The following is an 18,854-nucleotide window of genomic DNA, read 5'->3' as shown; positions in this document are numbered from 1 at the left end:
TCACACCTGGCCGGTGCGCTGGAACAGGCCGCCCTGCAGCCGCCCGACCTGCCCGTCCAGCTCCAGCTCCAGCAGACGGGCCTGCAGCGCTGCGGTGTCCAGTCCGGTTCGAGCCTGAAGGGCATCCAGTCCGATGGGGTCAAAGCCCATCGCGCGCAACAGCCCGTCTTCGTCCGTGGGCAATGCCGGCTCGTGCTTTGGCTGCGATGGCTCTGACAGGTGCAGATCCTCCAGAATGTCCTGTGCCGACTCGACCAGTTTGGCGCCTTGCCGGATCAGTGCATGGCAGCCCCGCGACTGCGGGGCATGGATCGACCCGGGAATGGCAAACACCTCCCGGCCCTGTTCTGCGGCCAGTCTGGCGGTGATCAGGGATCCGGACCGCACCGCGGCTTCGACCACCAGGGTGCCCTGGCTCAGGCCGGCGATGATCCGGTTGCGCTGCGGGAAATTGGCTCCCAGCGGCGGCGTGCCGAGCAGGTATTCGCTGATGAGCGCGCCGGATGCCGCGATGCGACAGGCCAGCGCCGCGTGCCGCTGGGGGTAGACCGTGTCCAGTCCGGTGCCGACCACGGCGAGCGTCAGGCCGCCGCCTTCCAGCGCGCCGGTGTGGGCGGCACCGTCGACGCCCAGGGCCAGGCCCGACACGACACACAGCCCCGATTCCGCCAGGCTCCGTGCGAACTCGCGCGCGTTGGCTTCCCCCTGAGGGGTGGGGTTGCGGCTGCCCACGACCGCCAGCTTCTGGGGATGGCTCAAGGCATCGAGCCGACCTTGCACATGCAGCAGCAGTGGGGGATCGGCCGTCTGCAGCAGGCTGGTGGGATAGCGCGGATCGGCCAGTGTGATGACATGCCGGTCGCTGCCTTCCGTCAGCCAGGCCTGCAACCGGTCAAGGGCATCGACGAGTGTTGCGGGCTCTGACTGCAGCGCACGCGCAATGCGGGTGCTGGTGACCGTCTCCCAGGCGCTGGGACTGTGCTTCCAGATGTCGGCTGGCAGACCGAATGCCGCCAGCAGCCGCCGCGCCGTGTCGCGGCCGACGCCCGGGGTGAGCAGCAACCTGAGCCAGGCGGCCCATTCGTCCCGCTCCATGGGCTGCCGTCAGGGGTTGGAGAAGTGGTCGCCGACCTTGACCCCGTCGACGATGTCCAGTACCAGAGCGTAGGACACCTTGTCGAAGGTCTTGAAGACCAGCATGAGCCCATTGGGCTCGCCGGGCAGACGGATCTGGGGGCGGCTTTCGTCGGTCTTGTCGATGCGGGTGCTGGAGTCGCGGATCAGGGCCAGTACGTGGCCTTCTTCAACGCCATGCGCGCGACCGCGGTTGATGGAGACCACCTGGTTCTGGGCGGCGTAGCGCACCGCATTGCCGTACACCGACACGATCTGGCCCGATGTGGGCTTGCCTGGGGCACGCGGCACGTAGTTGGGGAACTCGCGCGGCGGCTCTGGAAGCAGCCGGTCACCCACGCGGATCTCTTCCTTGGCCTTGACGATGTCGATCGTGGCGGGGACGATCTCGCCGGTTGCCACTGGCTTGAGCGGGGCTTTTTCTTCAACCGGAACGCGTGCGAAGTTGTGCGTCGTGTTCTCGTACTGGGGCTTGAACGTGTCCTTGCCTTCGGGCTTCTTGGCCGACGCCGGCTCCTCGATCTCGCGGCGTGTTTCCGGACGCACGATTTCGGCCTTCCCGACGTACTGCGCCTCATAGGCCAGCACCTCGCCAGTGCCCGGGTCTTTCAGGGGCACGGCGTTGCGGAAGACGCGGTAGGTGATGGACTTGCCGGCACCCAGGGTCAGGGCCTCTTCGGTGAGGTTGCCGGCGTCGCCGTACTGTCCCCGGGCGTAGGCGCGGTCGCCCAGGCTCAGCAGCACGCGGTTTTCGGGCGTTGCCACGATGCGCGCCGCGCGCGCATAGGTGGCCTCATCGACGATCAGGGGTTCGGTCAGGAAGGCCTCGATGGCCTGCATGTTCACCGGCGGGATGGCCGATTCGGACAGGCTCTCGCTGCGCACGCGCGGTGACACCCGCACGGTGGGCATGTCGCTGCCATCGCCGGGTTTGCGGGTGCTCAGCCGGGCGCGGCCGCCGCTCCTGTCCAGGTACAGGACCTGGCCGGGATAGATGCGGTGGGGGTTCTTGATCTCCTCCAGGTTCATGCCCCAGAGCTCCGGCCAGCGCCAGGGGCTCTTGAGGAAGATCTTGGAGATGGCCCAGAGGGTGTCGCCACGATTGACCGTGTGGCTGTCTGGCGCATTGGGGGCCAGTTCCGACAGGGGCACGCCGGCTTGCGCCACCTGGTTGGCAGTGGCGCGCTGGCTGGCGGTGACCGGAAGATTTTGTGCCGAGGCGGCGCCGGCGAGGGTGGCCATGGCCACCAGGCAGGCGGATGCGGGGCCTGTCAGGCGCAGGGCAGTCGGAAGGTATTTCAATCGCATGTGTGGGCCCCTGGGGCTGGCGAAAATTGGCGCGTCGGACTTGACAATTCGCATTTGATTTTGCGCCCAAGCCCTTGATTAGGCAATATTAATAGGTCCTGGCATCCACCCGGGAATGCAAAAGTGGCGAAAATAGCGACAAACGTCCCGACCCAACGGTGGCCCGGCGCAAATCGCCGCACGGCTGCTTTTCCGGCGAAATGGCCCGCCGGCCCATGGCATTGAAATGAACGCACCCGAACTGCTCCCCATCCTGCGGTACCCTGATCCGCGCCTGAACACCGTGGCAAAACCGGTGGGGGATGTGGACGACCGGGTGCGCGCACTCGCCGACCGCATGCTGGCCACCATGTACGACGCCCATGGCATCGGGCTGGCGGCCACGCAGGTGGACGTGCACGAGCGCCTGATCGTGATCGACGTCAGCGAATCGCGCGACCAGCCGATGGTGCTGATCAACCCGGTGATCGACTGGGCCAGCCCGGAAACCCGCAAGGGCGAAGAAGGCTGTCTTTCCGTGCCCGGCATCTACGACGGTGTGGAGCGTTCCCTGGCCATCCGCGTCAGCGCGCTGGATGAACAAGGAAAAAGCCGGGTCATTGAGGCCGAAGGCATGCTGGCGGTCTGCATCCAGCACGAGATGGACCACCTCATGGGCAAGGTGTTTGTGGAATACCTCTCGCCGCTCAAGCGCAACCGGATCAAGAGCAAGCTGCTGAAATCCCAGCGCGAAGCGCAGCGCGGATGACACCCATGCGCGTGGTGTTTGCCGGCACGCCGGAATTTGCGCGTGTGGCCCTGGAGCGGCTGCATGCGGCCGGTTTCGCGGTGCCGCTGGTATTGACGCAACCCGACCGGCCGGCCGGTCGCGGCATGAAGCTGCAGGCCTCGCCAGTCAAGCAGTTCGCCCTGGCGCAGAGCATCGAGGTGGCGCAGCCCCGCAGCCTGCGGCTGGACGGCAAGTTTCCGGACGACGCCGCCACGGCGCGCCAGGCCCTGCTGGCCGCGCGGCCCGATGTGATGGTGGTGGCCGCCTATGGTCTGATCCTGCCGCAGTGGGTGCTGGACCTGCCACGCCTGGGCTGCCTGAACATCCACGCCTCGCTGCTGCCGCGCTGGCGCGGTGCGGCACCCATCCACCGGGCCATCGAGGCCGGCGATGCCGAGACCGGCGTGACCATCATGCAGATGGACGCGGGGCTGGACACGGGCGACATGCTGCTGGCCGAGTCCCTGCCCATCGCCGCCACCGACACCACCGGCGGCCTGCACGACCGTCTGGCCGACCTGGGGGGGCGGATGATCGTCGAGGCGCTGGAACTGGCCTCCTGCGGTGGCCTGCGGCCGGTGCCTCAGCCGGCCGAGGGCGTGACCTACGCGGCCAAGATCGAGAAGGCGGAGTCGCTGATCGACTGGCGCCGACCGGCGGCAGAGATCGAGCGCCGGGCACGGGCCTTCTCGCCCGCTCCCGGGCTGGTCACCGAGCTGGCCGGCGAGGCGGTCAAGGTGTGGCGGGTGGCGGTTGACAGCGCCGATGGCGGCATTGCCGCGCCCGGCCAGATCCTGTCCGCCGGGGCGCAGGGCATCCGCGTGGCGACCGGCGACGGCGTGCTCACCCTGCTGGAACTGCAGCGTGCTGGTGGCAAGCGTTTGCCGGCCCGGGAGTTCCTGCAGGGCTTCGCGCTGACCCCGGGACAGGTCTTCGGCGCGCAGACTGCTTGATGTTTTTCCTGGCCGAGCACCGCCGCCGACCGGAATTCCGCGAAGGCATCACCGACCAGGGCTCGGTGGCCATGGGCATTGCGGCCTGGGGCCTGATGACCGGCGTGGCCATGGTGCAGTCGGGCATGTCGCCGCTGGAGGCGCTGCTGATGACACTGATCGTCTACGCTGGCAGCGCCCAGCTGGCTGCGGTGCCGATGATCGGTGCGGGCGCGCCGATGTGGGTGATCCTGGCGGCGGCGTTCTGCGTGAACCTGCGCTTTGTGGTGTTTTCCGCGCACCTGCGGCCCTATCTGATGCACCTGCCGCGCTGGCAGCGCCTGATCAGCGGCTACGTGACCGGGGACCTGAGCTACGTGTTTTTCGCCAAACGCTACCCGCACCCTGGCCGCAATGCCGAGGAGCTGGCGCAGCAGCAGGCCTACCTGATGGGCAACTGCGCGGTCAATTACGTGGCCTGGATGGTGGCGAGCGTGGCCGGCGTCCTGCTGGCCAACATGGTGCCGCTGTCCTGGGGGCTGGGCTTCGCCGGCATCCTGGCGCTGCTGGGGGTGCTGTGTTCGCTGGCCACGTCCCGGCTGCGCGTGGTCTCGGCCGGCGTGGCGGCCACGGCGGCGGTGGCCGCCTGGGCGCTGCCGCTGCGGCTGAACATCCTGGTGGCGATCGCGAGTGCGGTGGCCATCTGCCTGGTGATCGAACACACGAGGACATCGGAGCCTGGACATGCCGGACATTGATCTGTACACCCTGCTGACCATCGTCGCGCTCGGCGTGGTCACGGTGATCACGCGCGGCTTCTTTCTCATCTCCGATCGGCCCTGGACGCTGCCCCACTGGGCCCAGCGTGGCCTGCAGTACGCGCCGATTGCCGCGCTGTCGGCCGTGGTGCTGCCCGAGATCGTGATGAGCCAGGGGCAGCTGGTGCAGACCTGGATGGATGCGCGGCTGTTTGCCGCCGTGGTGGGCGCGGCCTATTTCTTCTGGCGCAAGGGTGTGCTGGGCACCATCGTCTCCGGCATGGCGGTCTACCTGCCGCTGCACGTCGGTCTGGGCTGGTGAGGCGCTGAGTGGGACAATCGGCAGCGCCGGTTGAAACCAACCTTAAGGCGTGCTTAAGGCGCTTCCGCGACCATCCGTCGTTTGGCCGCTGCGCCCCACGGATTTCCAGACATGACTGAACTTGCTGCGGCTGCTGCCGCTGGCGCCGAGCCGCTGGTGTCGGTGCTGATTCCTGCGAAGAACGAGACCGGCAACATCGGCTCGCTGGTGGCCGAGGTGGTGGCGGCGCTGCGGCCTGAGTGCCGCTTCGAGATCGTCCTGGTCGACGACGGCAGCGACGACGGCACGGGCGATGAGTTCCTGCAGCGCTGCTCCGAGCTGGGTTCGGCCGCCCGGCTGATCCGCCATGAAAAGAGCGTGGGCCAGAGCACGGCGCTCATGAGCGCGGCCCGCCAGGCGCGGGGCCGCTACCTGATCACCATCGACGGCGACGGCCAGAACGACCCGGCCGACATGCCGGCCCTGCTGCGCAGCGCGCGCGAGACCGAGGCGCAGGGCGAACACTTCTGCATCGCCGGCTACCGCAAGAACCGGCAGGACACCGAGTGGAAGAAGTTCCAGTCGCGCATCGCCAATGCGGTGCGGCAGAAGATCCTCAACGACCAGGTGCCCGACACCGGCTGCGGCCTCAAGCTGATCCCGCGCGCCACCTGGCTGCAGCTGCCCTACTTCGACCACATGCACCGCTACCTGCCGGCGCTGGTGCTGCGCCTGGGCGGCGCCATCCGCGTGGTGCCGGTGAACCACCGCGCCCGCCAGGCCGGCGTCTCCAAGTACAACGCCTGGAACCGCCTCTGGGTCGGCCTGGTCGACATGGCCGGTGTGGTGTGGCTGACCCGGCGCGGCAAACGCCCGGTGATCGCGCAGGTCCGCACGCTCGCTGCGCATGAAAAGCCTCACTAAGCCCCTGCTGCTGACCGCGGTCCTGACGCTGGCCTTCCTGTCCCTGCACCTGGGCTGGTGGGGGCCGGTGACCGAGGAGGTGCTGCTGCAGCAGCTGTTCCAGCAGCACTGGACCGTCGCCTGGCCGGTCTTCGTGCTGGGGTCGGTGATCTACACCGCGCTGGGCGGCCCGCGCCAGGTGCTGGCGTTTTCCTGCGGCTTCCTGTTCGGTGGCTGGCAGGGCGGACTGATCGGCACCCTGCTGACGGGCGTGGGGGCCATGCTGACCATGCTGGCGGTACACCAGCTGGGTTTTGACTGGGTGCGGCAAAAGCACGCCCAGAAGATCGAACTGATCAAGGCCGTGCTGGCCGAGGACACCTGGATCTGGATCTGCGTGATCCGGCTGATCCCGGTGGGCAGCAACCTGGTGACCAACATCGCCGCCGCGCTGTCGGACCTGCGCCCGGTGGCCGTGTTCTTCGGCAGCCTGCTGGGCTACCTGCCGCAGATGCTGCTGTTCGCCTACGCCGGTTCGGGCATCGCGCTGCACGACAGCTCGCAGCTGTGGATGAGCCTGGTGATGCTGGTGATCTCCACCGGCCTGGGGCTGTACCTCTACCACCACGGTTTCAAGCAGCGGCTCCAACGGTTCCGCAAAGAACACGCCCATGCACCTGCCCACTGACGAAACGATCCGCCGCCAGACCCTGTTCTGGCTGGTCGCCACCGCCATCGTGCTGCTGCTGGGCATTGGCCTGCGCTACCCCTGGCCGGCCGACGAGCCGCGCTTTGCCCAGGTGGCGCGCGAGATGGTCGAGAGCGGCCAGTGGCTGTTTCCCACGCGCGGTGGCGAGCCCTACCCGGACAAGCCGCCGGTGTTCATGTGGCTCAGCGCCGCCGCGTTCGCGCTGATTGGCAACCTCAAGCTCTCGTTCCTGCTGCCCAGCGCGCTGGCCTCGGTCGGCACGCTGCTGCTGGTGCTCGACATCGGCCGCCGGCTGTGGGGCCGCGAGGTGGCGCTGGCCGCGCTGCTGGTGCTGGTGTTCACGCCGCAGTTCCTGCTGCAGGGCAAGGCGGCGCAGATCGACGCGGTGGTCACCTTCTGGATCACGCTGGGCTGCTACGGCCTGCTGCGGCACTTCTTCACCGGCCCGCACTGGGGCTGGTACTTCACCGCCTGGGCCGCGATGGCGCTGGGCATCATGACCAAGGGCGTGGGCTTCCTGCCCCTGCTCATGCTCATTCCGCTGGCGCTGTGGGTGAAGAACCCCGCAGGGGCCGACGCGAAGGTCTGGCGCTGGCGTCTGGCCGCCGGTCTGGTGGTGATGCTGGCGGTGATCGCGCTGTGGCTGGGGCCCATGCTCTGGCAGGTGCACAGCATCGGCACCGACACCATGGTGGCCTACCGCAACGACCTGCTGTTCCGCCAGACCGGCGAGCGCTTCGTCAACGCCTGGCACCACGTCAAACCCTGGCACTACTTCTTCACCCAGGCGATTCCCACGGTCTGGTTCCCGCTGCCGGTGCTGCTGCTGGTGTTCTTCAAGCCCCTGCTGGCGCTGCTGCGCGAGGACCGGCGCGCGCGCGTGCTGCTGGCCTGGGTGGGGCTGGTGCTGCTGTTCTTCTCCATCAGCTCGGGCAAGCGCGAGGTCTACATGTTCCCGGCGCTGCCCATGCTGGCGCTGGTGGTGGGCGCGCTCTGGGTGCGGGTGCAGGCTGGCGTGGCCGCTGCGCGCACCGGCGTGTTCTTCCAGGGCCTGCTGCTGCTGATCGCCGCGGCGCTGGCCGGGCTGGGTGTGGCGCTGAAGGTCTCGCCCGACAAGCTGCTGCGCAAGGTGCCCGACTACGCGGACGCGGTGACCACGCTCTCGCTGCCGCTGGTCGCGATGGGCGGTGCGCTGCTGGTGCTGCTGGTGCTGATCCGCCGCCGCGACCTGCTGCAGCGGCTGGCCGCGACCAGCCTGGTGATCTGGGTGTTCGTCTCGCTGCTGGTCTGGCCCAAGGTCGACCCGCACCGCACGCCGCAGGCCATGATGGAGCAGATCGAGCAGCGCCTGCCCCCGGCGTCGGAACTGGGCCTGCTCTATTTCAAGGAACAGTTCCTGCTGTTCAGCCACCGGCCGCTGACCCACTTCAGCTACCTTGCGCCGATCGAGGAGCAGGAGCGCAACGCCTGGCTGTGGATGAAGGAGCAGCCCGGCCGCCACCTGCTGGCGCCGACCGACGCCCAGCTCAGCTGCTTCGACGTGACCAAGACCGAGTCGCTGGGCGAGGCCCACCGGCGCGAGTGGGTGGTTTACGGCCCGGCCTCGATGCGCGCCACCTGCGAACCGCCCCAGCGCCTGCGCCGCTTTGTCTACCGCCCCGTGACCGAGGGCGTGCTGCCATGAACCTGCTGGACTCTTCCCCCGCCCCGCGCGTGCTGGTCACTGGCGCCGCGGGCTTCATCGGCTACCACCTGAGCCAGCGCCTGCTGGCCCGGGGGCTGCAGGTCGATGGGGTCGACAACATGAGCGCCTACTACGAGCCGGCCCTGAAGCAGGCGCGGCTCGACCGCCTGCTGGCGCGGCCGGGCTTCACCTTCCACCGCCTGGACCTGGCCGACCGCGACGGCGTGGCGCGCCTGTTCGCCGACGGCCGCTACGACCTCGTGCTGCACCTGGCGGCGCAGGCGGGCGTGCGCTACTCGGTCGAGCAGCCCATGGCCTACCTGGACAGCAACCTGGCCGGCATGCTCACCGTGCTCGAAGGCTGCCGCCACAGCGGCGTGAAGCACCTGGTCTATGCCTCGTCCAGCTCCATCTACGGCGCCGCGCGCGAGATGCCGCTGCGCGAGGACATGGTCACGGACTCGCCGATCTCGCTCTACGCCGCCAGCAAGAAGGCCAACGAGCTGATGGCGCACAGCTACAGCCACCTCTACCACATCCCCGCCTCGGCGCTGCGCTTCTTCACCGTCTACGGACCCTGGGGGCGGCCCGACATGGCGATCTTCAAGTTCGTGCGCGCGATCTTCGAAGGCCGGCCCATCGACGTCTACAACCACGGGAACCTGCGGCGCGACTTCACCTACGTCGCCGACGTGGTGGACGCGGTGCTGGCGGTGGCCGCGCAGCCGCCGCAGGCCGGCGAGGGCCAGGTGCCGCACCGCGTGCTGAACGTGGGCCACAACGGCCCGGTGCCGCTGATGGAGTTCATCGCCTGCCTGGAGCGCGCCTGCGGCCGCGAGGCGGTCAAGAACTTCCTGCCGATGCAGGCCGGTGACGTGCCCGACACCTGGGCCGACACCTCGCGGCTGGAGAGCCAGTTCGGCGTCCGCGCCGGCACCGACCTGCGGCTCGGTGCGCAGCGGTTCGTGGATTGGTACGTCGACTACTACGGCGTGACCGGGCGCTGAATGGAGTCTGCGCGCAGCCAGGGCCGCGCCATCCGCCAGCCGGCCAGCGCGATCGCGCTGCAGATGACCAGGGTCCAGAGGGTGTGGCTGGGCGGGTGGGCGCCGCGCAGGGTCTGCGTCACCCCCGCCAGGCCGCCCGCCAGCAGCACGGCCGCCAGCCAGCGCCAGCCCGGGGCGCGCCGCCGCCCGGCCACGGGCGACCACAGCCAGGGCAGGCACAGCGCCAGAAACGACAGTGCGGACGAGGCGTGCCCGCCCGGGAAACAGCCGCCGGTGCCGCCGTCGCCGGTCAGCAGGTTCCAGTGCGAGGTGTAGACGGCGGTGCCGCCGAAGGCGCTCCACTCCCAGGGGCAGCTGGCCCGGCTGGCCTGCTTGAGCAGGCTCACCGTCACCATCGACAGGGTGACCAGCGCAAGCACGGTCCCGCGCTCGCGGCGCGAGGGGCCGCTGGCCGCGGGCCACAGCACCCAGCCCCACAGCAGCAGATAGGCCAGCGTGGCCAGCTGGCGCCCGCCGTTGTGCAGCACCGTCTCCAGCAGCGGGTGGTGGCGCCACGGAAAGCCGGTGGGGGTCCCGATCTGGCTCATCACCGGCAGGTCCATGCCCGCGGCATCCCAGCCCAGGGTCAGCAGCAGCAGCACCAGCCAGGCGCGGGCGATGGCGTTTGCGGTGGAAACAACAGGGGGACGGAGAGGGGACATGGCGCCGCATGCTCGGCGTCGGACTTTAAGAGGGCCTTAAGGGGTGCCGGGATAATTCGGATTCTTTGACCGATGGGCCCTGCGCCGTCCTGAAGAACATGCGAGCACTCGTGGTGGAAGACGATCCCGGCATTGCCAGCGGCCTGAGCCTGTCGCTGCGGCAGGCCGGCTATGCGGTGGACGTGTGCGGCACGCTGGAGTCGGCGTGGACGGCCCTGTGCGTCGAGCCTTTCGACGCGGTGCTGCTGGACCTGGGTCTGCCCGACGGCGACGGCCTGGACCTGCTGACCCGCCTGCGGCGCCAGAGCGAGCGCCGGCCGGGCCAGTCCTCCCTGCCGCAGCGGGACCTGCCGGTGCTGATCATGACCGCGCGCGACGGCGTGAGCGACCGCATCTTCGGCCTGGACGAGGGCGCCGACGACTACATCGTCAAGCCGTTCGACCCCAACGAGCTGCTGGCCCGGCTGCGCGCCATGCTGCGGCGCGCCAGCGGCCGCAGCAAGCCGGTGATCGAGTACGGTGACATCGTGGTCGACCCGGCCACGCGCTCGGTCGAACGCGCCGGCCTGCCGGTGGCGCTGGGCGGCAAGGAGTTCGCGCTGCTGCTGACCCTGCTGCAGGCCAAGCCGCAGGTGCTGTCCAAGGCGCGGCTGGAGTCGGCGATGTACGGCTTTGGCGAGGGGCTGGAGAGCAATGCGATCGAGGTCCACGTGCACCACCTGCGTCGCAAGCTGGGCGAATCGCTGATCAAGACCGTGCGCGGCGTGGGCTACTTCGTGCCCCAGGAGCCGCCCGCGGCGAAACCGGCCGATACCACCGGAGGCCTGTGAAACTGCCGCTGCCCGCCACACGCCGCACACTGTCGCGCCACCTGCTGATCTGGACCCTCGGGGCCCAGTTGGCGGTCTGGGTGGTGATGGTGGCGGTGGGCTGGAGCACCAGCCTGCGCGAGACGCGCAAGTTCACCGACGGCCACCTGGTCGCGGTGGCGCAGCTCTGGCTGGGCACCGCGTCCTGGAATCAAGGGCCGGTCTCGGCCCCCCTGCCCGTGCCGCGCGAGGACGTGCACGAGTACGCGCAGGACGTGGCCCTCCTGGTCTGGGACAACGGCCGCCTGGTGACCGACAGCGACCAGCTCGTCGCCGGCCTGGACCTGGCGACGCTGCCCGAGAAGGGGTTGGTGACGGTGGTGGTCCGCGATGCCCATGGCGAGCCGCACAACTGGCGGGCCTACGTGGAGACCTACCGGGCCGATGGACACGAGCGCCGCGTGGCGGCCCTGCTGGACCTGAAGAAGCGCTATGTGCTGGCCAGCGACATCGCCGAGCACCTGGCCTCGCCGTCCCTGATCCTGCTGCCGCTGGTGGCGCTGGTGATGTGGTGGACCATCCGCCGCGGCCTGCGCCCGCTGGATCAGCTCTCGGACGAGGTGGCCGCGCTCGACGGCTTTGCCGGGCAGCGCCTGGACACGCAGCACCGTTTCCACGAGTTCTCCAGCACGGTGACGGCGATCAACACCATGGTCGACGGCCTGCAGGCGCAGGCCCAGCGCGAGCGCCAGTTCGCCTCGGACGTGGCGCACGAGCTGCGCACACCGCTGACCGCGATCACGCTGCAGGCCCGCGCCGCGCAGGCCGACCCCTCGCCGCAGCGGCTGGCGCGGCTGGAGCAGGAGGCCCTGCGCGCTGGCCGCATCCTGACCCAGCTGCTGGACCTGGCGCGCGCCCAGCGCGCCGGGCAGCAGGCGCAGGCCGGCGATGCGGTGCAGGACACCGCGCTGGGCGAGATGGCCGCCCACCTGATCTCGGCCCACGCCCAGCTGGCCTACGAAAGCGACCACGAGATGTCGCTGGTGCAGGAGCAGGGCGAGGTCAGTGTCCAGGTCCAGCCCATGCTGCTGGAGCTGGCGCTGCGCAACCTGATCGAGAACGCATTGCGCCACACGCCACCGGGAACGCAGGTGGAGGTGTCGGTGTGGCGGGATGCCCGGGGCCAGGGCGTGTCGGTGAGCGACGACGGCCAGCGCGCCGGCGTGACCGCGCCTGCGGCGCAGGCCTCGTCCGGCCTGGGTCTGGGCCTGCGCCTGGTCGAGCGCATCGCCGAAGAGCTGGGCGCGCGGCTGGAGCGCGACAACGGGGTGGCGCCGATGACCACGCGCTTTTCGCTGCGGTGGCCCGCCTGAGGGGACGGGGCGATGCCGCGCGATAAGGTTCGTTTAACGTCGTCGAAAGACACTGCCGGCAGTGCCACATTCGGGGCGATGTCCCCGCTGTTTCCCATGCAGCTGTCTTCTTCTGTTCCCGGCCGGGGAGTGACCGGCCTGTCGCTGGTCCGCGGCGACGCCCGCGGGCCGCTGACCCTTCTGGTGGTGCTGTCGCTGTGGCTGGCCGTGCCCGGCAACCTGCCCCTGTGGCAGCGCGTGGCCGCCCTGACCGCCACCGTCGACCACCGCCTAGGACTGATGCTCACCCTGGGGCTGGTGCTGGTCGCCGGCACCTTGGCCCTGCTGGCGCTGTGTCACTGGCCGCGCGTGTTCCGTCCGCTGGCCACGGTGCTGGTGCTGGCCACCGCGTTCAACAGCCACTTCATGTGGCAGTACGGCGTGGTGATCGACAGCACCATGATGGCCAATGTGGCGCAGACCAATGCCAACGAGGTGCGGGACCTGCTGTCCTGGCCGCTGCTGATGGCCCTGCTGGCCATCGCCGGCCCGGCGCTGTGGTGGATCTGGCGGGCGCCGCCCGCACCGCAGGCGGCGCTGCTGCGCCTGCGGCACAACCTCGGTCTGCTGGCGCTCTCGCTGGCGGTGGCCGCCGTCGCCCTGCTGGCCGGCTACCAGGGCCTGGCCTCCCTCATGCGCGGCCACAAGGATCTGCGCTACATGATCAACCCCATGAACACCCTGGCGGCTTCGGGCACGCTGCTGGCCGAGCGTGGCCAGCACGCGGCGCAGCCCCTGCTGCCGGTGGGCGAGGATGCGCGGCTGGGGGCGAGCTATGCGGCGCAGAGCCGGCCGCCGCTGCTGCTGGTGGTGGTGGGCGAGACCGCGCGGGCGCAGAACTGGAGCCTCAACGGCTACGGCCGCCCGACCACCCCGTCATTGACCGGCTGGCGCGCGCGCGGTGGTCTGGTGAACTTCCCCCGCGCCAGTTCCTGCGGCACCAGCACCCAGGTGTCCGTGCCCTGCATGTTCTCGCCCCTCACACGCAAGGAAGGTGGCGACGAGACCGCGCGCAGCGAGAACCTGCTGGATGTGCTGCAGCGCGCCGGTCTGGCGGTGCTGTGGATCGACAACCAGGCCGGCTGCAAGGGCGTGTGCGACCGCGTGCCCACGGTGCGCATCGCGGACGCTCCCATCCCCGGCCTGTGCGAAGGCGGCGAGTGCCTGGACGAGGCCATGATGCACGGGCTGGACGCCCGCATCGCCGCGCTCGATCCGCAGCGCCGCGCGCGTGGCGTGGTGCTGGTCATGCACCAGATGGGCAGCCACGGGCCGGCGTACCACAAGCGCTCGCCGGCCAACCGCAAACCCTTCCAGCCCGAGTGCCGCAGCGTCACGCTGGCGGACTGCTCGCAGGAGGAGCTGGTCAACGCCTACGACAACTCCATCGCCTACACCGACCGCTTCCTCAACCACGCGCTGTCGTGGCTGCGCGCCCAGTCGACCAAGGGCAGCTTCGATACCGGGCTGTTCTACGTCTCGGACCACGGCGAATCGCTGGGCGAGAACGGCCTCTACCTGCACGGCGTGCCCTACGCGCTGGCGCCCCAGCAGCAGACGCATGTGCCCATGGTGGCCTGGCTGTCCGAGGGGATGCAGCAGCGCAGCGGCGTGCGCACCGACTGCCTGCGCGAGCGCGCCGAGCAGTCGGTTTCGCACGACCACCTGTTCCATTCGGTGCTGGGGCTGATGGACGTCTCGACCGCGGTGCGCCGGCCGGGCCTGAACCTGTTCGAACCCTGCCTGCTGCCGGCCGCCGCCGCACCCGTCAGCGGACCGCGGGCAGGCTGATCCGCGCCAGCAACCCGCCGGCGCTGCCGGCCTCCAGCGCCAGCGCGCCGCCGTAGAGCGCCACCAGGTCGGCCACGATGGCCAGACCCAGGCCGCTGCCGGGCGTGGCCTCGTCCAGCCGCACACCGCGCGCCAGCACCGCCTGGCGCTGCTCCGGCGCGATGCCGGGGCCGTCGTCTTCCACAACCACCTGCAGCTGCCCGCCGTCCAGCCGGGCCTCGACCCGCACCCGCGTGCGGGCCCAGAGGCAGGCGTTGTCCAGCAGGTTGCCCAGCATCTCCTGCAGGTCCTGCTCTTCACCGGCAAAGGTCCAGTCGGCGGGGATGTCGGCGCAGTCCAGCCGCAGCGCCCGCTCGGCGTGCACCTTGGCCATCACGCGCAGCAGGCCGGCCAGCACCGGCGCCAGCGGCGTGCGCTGGCCGGGCAGGCGCTGCGAGGCCGCCACGCGCGCGCGCGCCAGGTGCCAGTCGATGTGGCGCCGGGCCAGGCCCACCTGGTCGCGCACCAGGGCCGCCAGCGGCGCCGGGTCCGGGCCGTCGGCGCTGCTGGCGGCCTGGTCCAGCACCGCCAGCGGGGTCTTGAGCGCATGGGCCAGGTTGCCAGCCTGCGTGCGCGCGCGCTCGACCACCTCGGCGTTGCGGTCCAGCACGCGGTTGAAGTCGTCGATCAGCGGCTGCACCTCGGCCGGAAACTGCCCCTGCAGCCGCGCCGTGCGCCCCTCGCGCAGGGCGGTGAGTGCGCGCTGCAGCGCGCGCAGCGGCGCCAGGCCCACGGCCACCTGGGCCAGCGCCGCCAGCACCAGCAGCAGACCCAGGCCCAGCAGCGAGAGCGCCAGCACGCGCGCGAAACGGTCCGAGGCGGCGGTGACCTCCTGCAGGTCGCCCGCCACCACCAGCCGCCAGCGCCGCTGCGGCGCGTCGGCCGGGTACACCGTGCGCTCCACCAGCAGCAGCGGCGCGTCGCGCGGGCCGGTGCCCTGGTGCACGTGCAGCTGGCCGTCGACCGGCGTGTCGGGCTCGGGGTGCAGCCGGTCGTCCCAGAGCGAGCGCGAGCGCAGGGCGCCCTGCGCGTCGGCGGGCGCACCGACCTCGTCGAGCTGCCAGTACAGGCCCGAGTAGGGGCGGTGCCAGCGCGGGTCGGACAGCTGCGCCGGGTCGATGCTGGCCTGGCCGGCGGCGTCGAACTCCAGCCGCGCGGTGAGCTGGTCCAGCTGCTGTGTGAGCGTGGTCTGGAACTGGCGCAGCACATGGTCCTGGAACAGGCTGTGCAGGAACACGCCGGCCAGCACCAGCGCCACGGCCAGCGCGGCCAGCGTGGCCGCCAGCCAGCGCACCCGCAGCGACAGGGCCCGGCGCCAGGGCATCAGCACCTCATGAGTGGGCCGCCATGCGGTAGCCCAGGCCCCGCACGGTCTCGATCAGGTCGGGCGGCAGCTTTTTGCGCAGGCGGCCGACGAAGACCTCGATGGTGTTGGAGTCGCGGTCGAAGTCCTGGGCGTAGATGTGCTCGGTCAGCTCGCTGCGCGAGACCACCGCGCCCAGCCGGTGCATCAGGTAGTCCAGCACCTTGTACTCGTGGCTGGTGAGCGTGACCGGCTGGCCGTCGCAGGTGACGCGGCCGCTGCGCGTGTCCAGCGCCAGCGGGCCGCAGCGCAGCACCGGCGAGGCCTGGCCGCTGGCGCGGCGGATCAGGGCGCGCACGCGGGCCAGCAGCTCTTCCATGTGGAAGGGTTTGGTCAGGTAGTCGTCGGCGCCGGCGTCGATGCCGGCCACCTTCTCGTTCCACTGGTCGCGCGCGGTCAGGATCAGCACCGGCATGGCCCGGCCCGCGTCGCGCCAGCGCTTGAGCACGGTCAGGCCGTCGAGCACCGGCAGGCCCAGGTCGAGGACCACGGCGTCGAAGGTTTCGGTGTCGCCCAGGAAGTGCGCGTCGCGCCCGTTGTCGGCCTCGTCCACCACATAGCCGGCGGCCATGAGCCCCTCGCGCAGCTGGGCGCGCAGCGTCGGCTCGTCTTCGACCAGCAGCAGCCTCACCGCGCGTCTCCGCGGGACGGGTGTGGCGGGCGCTCGCGGCGCCCGATCACCTCGCCGGTGCTGGCGTCGACCTCCAGCTTCAGCAGCTGGCCGCCCGGCTGCAGCAGCTTGACCTCGTAGATCCAGCGCCGGCCTTCGGACTCCAGTTCGATCTCCAGCACCTGGCCGGCCTGTTCGCGCTCCAGGCGCTCCAGCACCGTGCGCAGCGGCAGGATCTGGCCCGCCACCAAGGCCTCGCGGGCCCGTTCGTGGTCGCCGCGGTCGCGCGCCACGGCGCCCGCCGACAACGCGGCGGCCAGCACCAGTGTCGAAGCGCGGAGCAGGAAAAGGTGGCGGGTCGAAGAAGCCATGGGCCGATTGTGCGCCGCCGAACTGAACGCGCGATGAACACCGGGTTCAGGGTTGGTTCAAGCGGCGGGTCGCAGCATCACCCACACCACACCCACCGAGGACCCCATGAACTTCCGCCCGCTGTCCATCCTCCCCGCCGCCCTGCTGTCGCTGCTGTGCGCCGGTACCGCCCTGGCCGCCGAGACCACGGCCGCCGCCCAGCTGCAGCACTGGAGCGCCCAGGCCGGCGCGCCGGGCAATGCAAGCAAGGGCCAGGCCTTCTTCAACGCCAGGCACGGCGGCGAATGGTCGTGCGCGTCCTGCCACGGCATGCCGCCCACGGCGCAGGGCAAACACGCCAACACCGGCAAGGTGATCGCACCGCTGGCGCCGGCCTTCAACGCCAAGGCCTTCACCGACAGCGCCAAGGTCGACAAGTGGTTCAAGCGCAACTGCAACGACGTGCTCTCGCGCGAATGCAGCGCCGCCGAAAAGGCCGACGTGCTGGCCTACCTGAACGGCCTGAAGTGACACCCCATCGCCAAGGACACGCCATGAACACCCGCTCCAAACGACTGATCCGCCCCGGTCTGGCCGTCCTGCTGGGCCTGGCCGCGCTCGGCGCCGCGCATGCCGATGGCGGCCGCAGGATGCCGCGCGACATGCCCCAGGCCTACACCGCCGAGTGCGCGGCCTGCCACACCGCCTATTCGCCCGGCCTGCTGCCGGCGCGCTCGTGGCAGCGCATCATGACCGGCCTGGACAAACACTACGGCACCGACGCCTCGCTGGACGAGGCCACGGTCCGGCAGCTCTCCACCTGGCTGCAGGCCAACGCCGGCACCTACAAGCGGGTCAACGAAGAGCCGCCGCAGGACCGGCTCACCCGCTCGGTCTGGTTCGCGCGCAAGCACGACGATATTCCGCCCTCGGTGTGGAAGCACGCGGCCATCAAAAGCCCCGCCAACTGCGGCGCCTGCCACACCGGCGCCGACCGGGGCGACTTCGACGACGACAACATCCGGCTGCCAGCCGGCGTGAGCCTGGGCCTGCGCCGCTTCTGGCACGACTGAACACAGGGAGCACACCATGAACGTCTCCACCTCACTGAACCCCGGTGCCCGCGCGGCGCAGACCAGCGCGGCCCCCGTGCGGCGCATCACCGACGCGCCCACGCGCATGTTCCACTGGCTGTTCGCGCTGAGCTTTCTCGGCGCCTACCTCACGGCCGACGGCGAACGCTGGCGCATGCTGCACGTCACCCTGGGCTACACCCTGGCCGGCCTGCTGGTCTTCCGGGTGCTCTACGGCCTCTTCGGTCCGCGCCAGGCGGGCATGGGCCTGCTCTGGCGCAAGCTGAGCGCCGCGCCCGCCTGGCTGCGCTCGCTGCGCGCGGCGGCGTCGCTGTCGGCGATCAACTGGCGCCAGGGGCAGAACCTGCTGATGGCGCTGGCCGTGGTGGCCCTGATGGTGCTGGTGCTGCCACTGACGCTGACCGGTTACGCCACCTTCAACGAATGGGGCGTGTTCCCCGGTGAAGAGGGGCTGGGCGAGCTGCACGAGTTCTTCGGCGAGGCCATGCTGATGGTGGTGCTGGCGCACCTGGCGCTGATCGGGGCCTTGAGTCTGCTGCGGCGCAAGAACATGGCCTCGCCGATGCTCACCGGCCGCCTCGAAGGGCACGGGCCGAACCCGGTGCCGCACAACCGGGTCTGGCTGGCGGTCCTGATGCTGGTGGCCGTGCTGGCTTACGGTGCCTGGGAATGGCAGCAGTCGCCCCGGGGGCTGATCCCGGCGAATGCGTGGGGACAGATGGCACACGGAGACCACGACGACGACTGAGCCCTGCGGCGCATTCCCTACAATTTGTCCCGGTCCTTTTCCCGCGGCTCCGCCGCGACTTCCTGCACCCGGCAGCACGGCTGTCCGACCGAGGCTTCATCATGCAATTCATCCGCTTCTCCGATCTCTGCGCCCAGGGCAAGGCCAAGGGCCAGCGTGTCTTCATCCGCGCCGACCTGAACGTGCCGCAGGACGACGCCGGCAACATCACCGAAGACACGCGCATCCGCGCATCGATTCCTGCGATCCAGATGGCGCTGGACGCCGGTGCCGCCGTGATGGTCACGTCTCACCTGGGCCGCCCCACCGAGGGTGAGTTCAAGCCCGAAGACTCGCTGACCCCGGTGGCCGCGCGCATGGGCCAGCTGATGAACCGCAGCATCCGCGTCGTCGCCAACTGGGTCGACGGCGACTTCTCGGTCGCCCCCGGT

The 18,854-nt window shown here is 70.2% G+C and carries 21 protein-coding genes; 15 read left to right on the top strand and 6 right to left on the bottom strand.

The features are described from left to right. Positions 1–1,095 (bottom strand): DNA-processing protein DprA, encoded by a 1,095-nt coding sequence (gene dprA, locus HPS01S_RS18085; protein ID WP_066159272.1) that lies wholly within the window; start codon positions 1,093–1,095, stop codon positions 1–3. A gap of 9 nt (positions 1,096–1,104) precedes the next feature. Continuing rightward, on the bottom strand, positions 1,105–2,442 hold the full coding sequence (locus HPS01S_RS18080) for a LysM peptidoglycan-binding domain-containing protein (protein ID WP_066159269.1): 1,338 nt from the start codon (positions 2,440–2,442) through the stop codon (positions 1,105–1,107). A 226-nt stretch (positions 2,443–2,668) separates the two neighbouring features. Here HPS01S_RS18080 and def point away from each other — a divergent pair, with 226 nt between their 5' ends. From def to HPS01S_RS18040, 8 genes are all read left to right on the top strand, one after another. Next, the gene (gene def / locus HPS01S_RS18075) at positions 2,669–3,190 is read left to right on the top strand and encodes a peptide deformylase (protein ID WP_066159267.1); all 522 of its coding nucleotides are present in this window, start codon (positions 2,669–2,671) and stop codon (positions 3,188–3,190) included. 5 nt (positions 3,191–3,195) lie between these two features. After that, entirely contained in the window at positions 3,196–4,164 is a 969-nt protein-coding gene (gene fmt, locus HPS01S_RS18070; RefSeq protein WP_066159264.1) for a methionyl-tRNA formyltransferase, read from the top strand. After that, entirely contained in the window at positions 4,164–4,901 is a 738-nt protein-coding gene (locus tag HPS01S_RS18065) for an AzlC family ABC transporter permease (RefSeq protein ID WP_066159260.1), read from the top strand. Before fmt ends, HPS01S_RS18065 begins: the two co-directional genes overlap by 1 nt. Continuing rightward, positions 4,888–5,223, top strand: a complete 336-nt coding sequence (locus HPS01S_RS18060; RefSeq protein WP_066159257.1) for an AzlD domain-containing protein — start codon at positions 4,888–4,890, stop codon at positions 5,221–5,223. The genes HPS01S_RS18065 and HPS01S_RS18060 overlap by 14 nt, the downstream gene beginning before the upstream one ends. A gap of 111 nt (positions 5,224–5,334) precedes the next feature. Next, entirely contained in the window at positions 5,335–6,126 is a 792-nt protein-coding gene (locus tag HPS01S_RS18055; protein WP_206610798.1) for a glycosyltransferase family 2 protein, read from the top strand. Continuing rightward, positions 6,110–6,793 carry a TVP38/TMEM64 family protein gene (locus tag HPS01S_RS18050; protein WP_066159255.1) on the top strand — a complete coding sequence of 228 codons (684 nt, stop codon included), beginning with the start codon at positions 6,110–6,112 and terminating at the stop codon, positions 6,791–6,793. Before HPS01S_RS18055 ends, HPS01S_RS18050 begins: the two co-directional genes overlap by 17 nt. Next, positions 6,777–8,498, top strand: a complete 1,722-nt coding sequence (locus HPS01S_RS18045; RefSeq protein WP_066159252.1) for an ArnT family glycosyltransferase — start codon at positions 6,777–6,779, stop codon at positions 8,496–8,498. Before HPS01S_RS18050 ends, HPS01S_RS18045 begins: the two co-directional genes overlap by 17 nt. Further along, a complete protein-coding gene (locus HPS01S_RS18040) occupies positions 8,495–9,505 on the top strand; it encodes an NAD-dependent epimerase/dehydratase family protein (protein ID WP_066159249.1) in 1,011 nt (336 codons plus the stop codon). The genes HPS01S_RS18045 and HPS01S_RS18040 overlap by 4 nt, the downstream gene beginning before the upstream one ends. Here the strand turns inward: HPS01S_RS18040 and HPS01S_RS18035 are convergent. Then, entirely contained in the window at positions 9,484–10,206 is a 723-nt protein-coding gene (locus HPS01S_RS18035; protein ID WP_066159246.1) for a phosphatase PAP2 family protein, read from the bottom strand. The genes HPS01S_RS18040 and HPS01S_RS18035 overlap by 22 nt on opposite strands. Positions 10,207–10,304: 98 nt before the next feature. Between HPS01S_RS18035 and HPS01S_RS18030 the strand changes: the two genes are divergently transcribed. From HPS01S_RS18030 to HPS01S_RS18020, 3 genes are all read left to right on the top strand, one after another. Continuing rightward, positions 10,305–11,036 (top strand): response regulator, encoded by a 732-nt coding sequence (locus HPS01S_RS18030; RefSeq protein ID WP_066159243.1) that lies wholly within the window; start codon positions 10,305–10,307, stop codon positions 11,034–11,036. Next, positions 11,033–12,388 (top strand): sensor histidine kinase, encoded by a 1,356-nt coding sequence (locus HPS01S_RS18025; RefSeq protein ID WP_084397502.1) that lies wholly within the window; start codon positions 11,033–11,035, stop codon positions 12,386–12,388. The genes HPS01S_RS18030 and HPS01S_RS18025 overlap by 4 nt, the downstream gene beginning before the upstream one ends. Before the next feature lie 78 nt (positions 12,389–12,466). Further along, entirely contained in the window at positions 12,467–14,218 is a 1,752-nt protein-coding gene (locus HPS01S_RS18020; RefSeq protein ID WP_255284244.1) for a phosphoethanolamine transferase, read from the top strand. Here HPS01S_RS18020 and HPS01S_RS18015 read toward each other — a convergent pair. From HPS01S_RS18015 to HPS01S_RS18005, 3 genes are read right to left on the bottom strand one after another with little or no spacing between them, the layout of a single operon-like run. Continuing rightward, positions 14,196–15,581, bottom strand: a complete 1,386-nt coding sequence (locus tag HPS01S_RS18015; protein ID WP_066159240.1) for a sensor histidine kinase — start codon at positions 15,579–15,581, stop codon at positions 14,196–14,198. The two genes, HPS01S_RS18020 and HPS01S_RS18015, sit on opposite strands and share 23 nt — an antisense overlap. Before the next feature lie 7 nt (positions 15,582–15,588). Beyond that, entirely contained in the window at positions 15,589–16,251 is a 663-nt protein-coding gene (locus HPS01S_RS18010; RefSeq protein WP_066159237.1) for a response regulator transcription factor, read from the bottom strand. Further along, positions 16,248–16,601: a PepSY domain-containing protein gene (locus HPS01S_RS18005; RefSeq protein ID WP_066159234.1), complete on the bottom strand. Its 354-nt coding sequence runs from the start codon at positions 16,599–16,601 to the stop codon at positions 16,248–16,250. Before HPS01S_RS18005 ends, HPS01S_RS18010 begins: the two co-directional genes overlap by 4 nt. A 106-nt stretch (positions 16,602–16,707) precedes the next feature. Between HPS01S_RS18005 and HPS01S_RS18000 the strand changes: the two genes are divergently transcribed. From HPS01S_RS18000 to pgk, 4 genes are all read left to right on the top strand, one after another. Next, complete coding sequence (locus HPS01S_RS18000) at positions 16,708–17,112, top strand: DUF1924 domain-containing protein (protein ID WP_066159533.1); 405 nt, start codon at positions 16,708–16,710, stop codon at positions 17,110–17,112. Between the two features lie 23 nt (positions 17,113–17,135). Continuing rightward, positions 17,136–17,654 carry a diheme cytochrome c gene (locus HPS01S_RS17995; protein ID WP_066159231.1) on the top strand — a complete coding sequence of 173 codons (519 nt, stop codon included), beginning with the start codon at positions 17,136–17,138 and terminating at the stop codon, positions 17,652–17,654. A 16-nt stretch (positions 17,655–17,670) separates the two neighbouring features. After that, positions 17,671–18,423 carry a cytochrome b/b6 domain-containing protein gene (locus tag HPS01S_RS17990; protein WP_066159229.1) on the top strand — a complete coding sequence of 251 codons (753 nt, stop codon included), beginning with the start codon at positions 17,671–17,673 and terminating at the stop codon, positions 18,421–18,423. Between the two features lie 98 nt (positions 18,424–18,521). Continuing rightward, positions 18,522–18,854: phosphoglycerate kinase (gene pgk, locus HPS01S_RS17985; RefSeq protein WP_371836603.1), on the top strand; the 333-nt coding region annotated here is incomplete at its 3' end.

Source organism: Hydrogenophaga pseudoflava NBRC 102511, from assembly GCF_001592285.1.
GTDB lineage: Bacteria > Pseudomonadota > Gammaproteobacteria > Burkholderiales > Burkholderiaceae_C > Hydrogenophaga > Hydrogenophaga pseudoflava.
Note: the sequence above shows the minus strand (reverse complement) of the source record. Positions and strands in the feature narration are given on the sequence as shown.

What these genes read in the sequence shown, in the direction of transcription:
- HPS01S_RS18050 (WP_066159255.1), top strand. Translation starts at nt 6,110, where the DNA reads ATGAAAAGCCTCACTAAGCCCCTGCTGCTGACCGCGGTCCTGACGCTG.
- HPS01S_RS18060 (WP_066159257.1), top strand. Translation starts at nt 4,888, where the DNA reads ATGCCGGACATTGATCTGTACACCCTGCTGACCATCGTCGCGCTCGGC.
- HPS01S_RS18005 (WP_066159234.1), bottom strand. Translation starts at nt 16,601, where the DNA reads ATGGCTTCTTCGACCCGCCACCTTTTCCTGCTCCGCGCTTCGACACTG.
- def (WP_066159267.1), top strand. Translation starts at nt 2,669, where the DNA reads ATGAACGCACCCGAACTGCTCCCCATCCTGCGGTACCCTGATCCGCGC.
- HPS01S_RS18065 (WP_066159260.1), top strand. Translation starts at nt 4,164, where the DNA reads ATGTTTTTCCTGGCCGAGCACCGCCGCCGACCGGAATTCCGCGAAGGC.
- HPS01S_RS18055 (WP_206610798.1), top strand. Translation starts at nt 5,335, where the DNA reads ATGACTGAACTTGCTGCGGCTGCTGCCGCTGGCGCCGAGCCGCTGGTG.
- HPS01S_RS17995 (WP_066159231.1), top strand. Translation starts at nt 17,136, where the DNA reads ATGAACACCCGCTCCAAACGACTGATCCGCCCCGGTCTGGCCGTCCTG.
- dprA (WP_066159272.1), bottom strand. Translation starts at nt 1,095, where the DNA reads ATGGAGCGGGACGAATGGGCCGCCTGGCTCAGGTTGCTGCTCACCCCG.
- HPS01S_RS18000 (WP_066159533.1), top strand. Translation starts at nt 16,708, where the DNA reads ATGAACTTCCGCCCGCTGTCCATCCTCCCCGCCGCCCTGCTGTCGCTG.
- HPS01S_RS17990 (WP_066159229.1), top strand. Translation starts at nt 17,671, where the DNA reads ATGAACGTCTCCACCTCACTGAACCCCGGTGCCCGCGCGGCGCAGACC.
- HPS01S_RS18020 (WP_255284244.1), top strand. Translation starts at nt 12,467, where the DNA reads ATGTCCCCGCTGTTTCCCATGCAGCTGTCTTCTTCTGTTCCCGGCCGG.
- HPS01S_RS18035 (WP_066159246.1), bottom strand. Translation starts at nt 10,206, where the DNA reads ATGTCCCCTCTCCGTCCCCCTGTTGTTTCCACCGCAAACGCCATCGCC.
- HPS01S_RS18040 (WP_066159249.1), top strand. Translation starts at nt 8,495, where the DNA reads ATGAACCTGCTGGACTCTTCCCCCGCCCCGCGCGTGCTGGTCACTGGC.
- fmt (WP_066159264.1), top strand. Translation starts at nt 3,196, where the DNA reads ATGCGCGTGGTGTTTGCCGGCACGCCGGAATTTGCGCGTGTGGCCCTG.
- HPS01S_RS18015 (WP_066159240.1), bottom strand. Translation starts at nt 15,581, where the DNA reads ATGCCCTGGCGCCGGGCCCTGTCGCTGCGGGTGCGCTGGCTGGCGGCC.
- HPS01S_RS18045 (WP_066159252.1), top strand. Translation starts at nt 6,777, where the DNA reads ATGCACCTGCCCACTGACGAAACGATCCGCCGCCAGACCCTGTTCTGG.
- HPS01S_RS18030 (WP_066159243.1), top strand. Translation starts at nt 10,305, where the DNA reads ATGCGAGCACTCGTGGTGGAAGACGATCCCGGCATTGCCAGCGGCCTG.
- HPS01S_RS18080 (WP_066159269.1), bottom strand. Translation starts at nt 2,442, where the DNA reads ATGCGATTGAAATACCTTCCGACTGCCCTGCGCCTGACAGGCCCCGCA.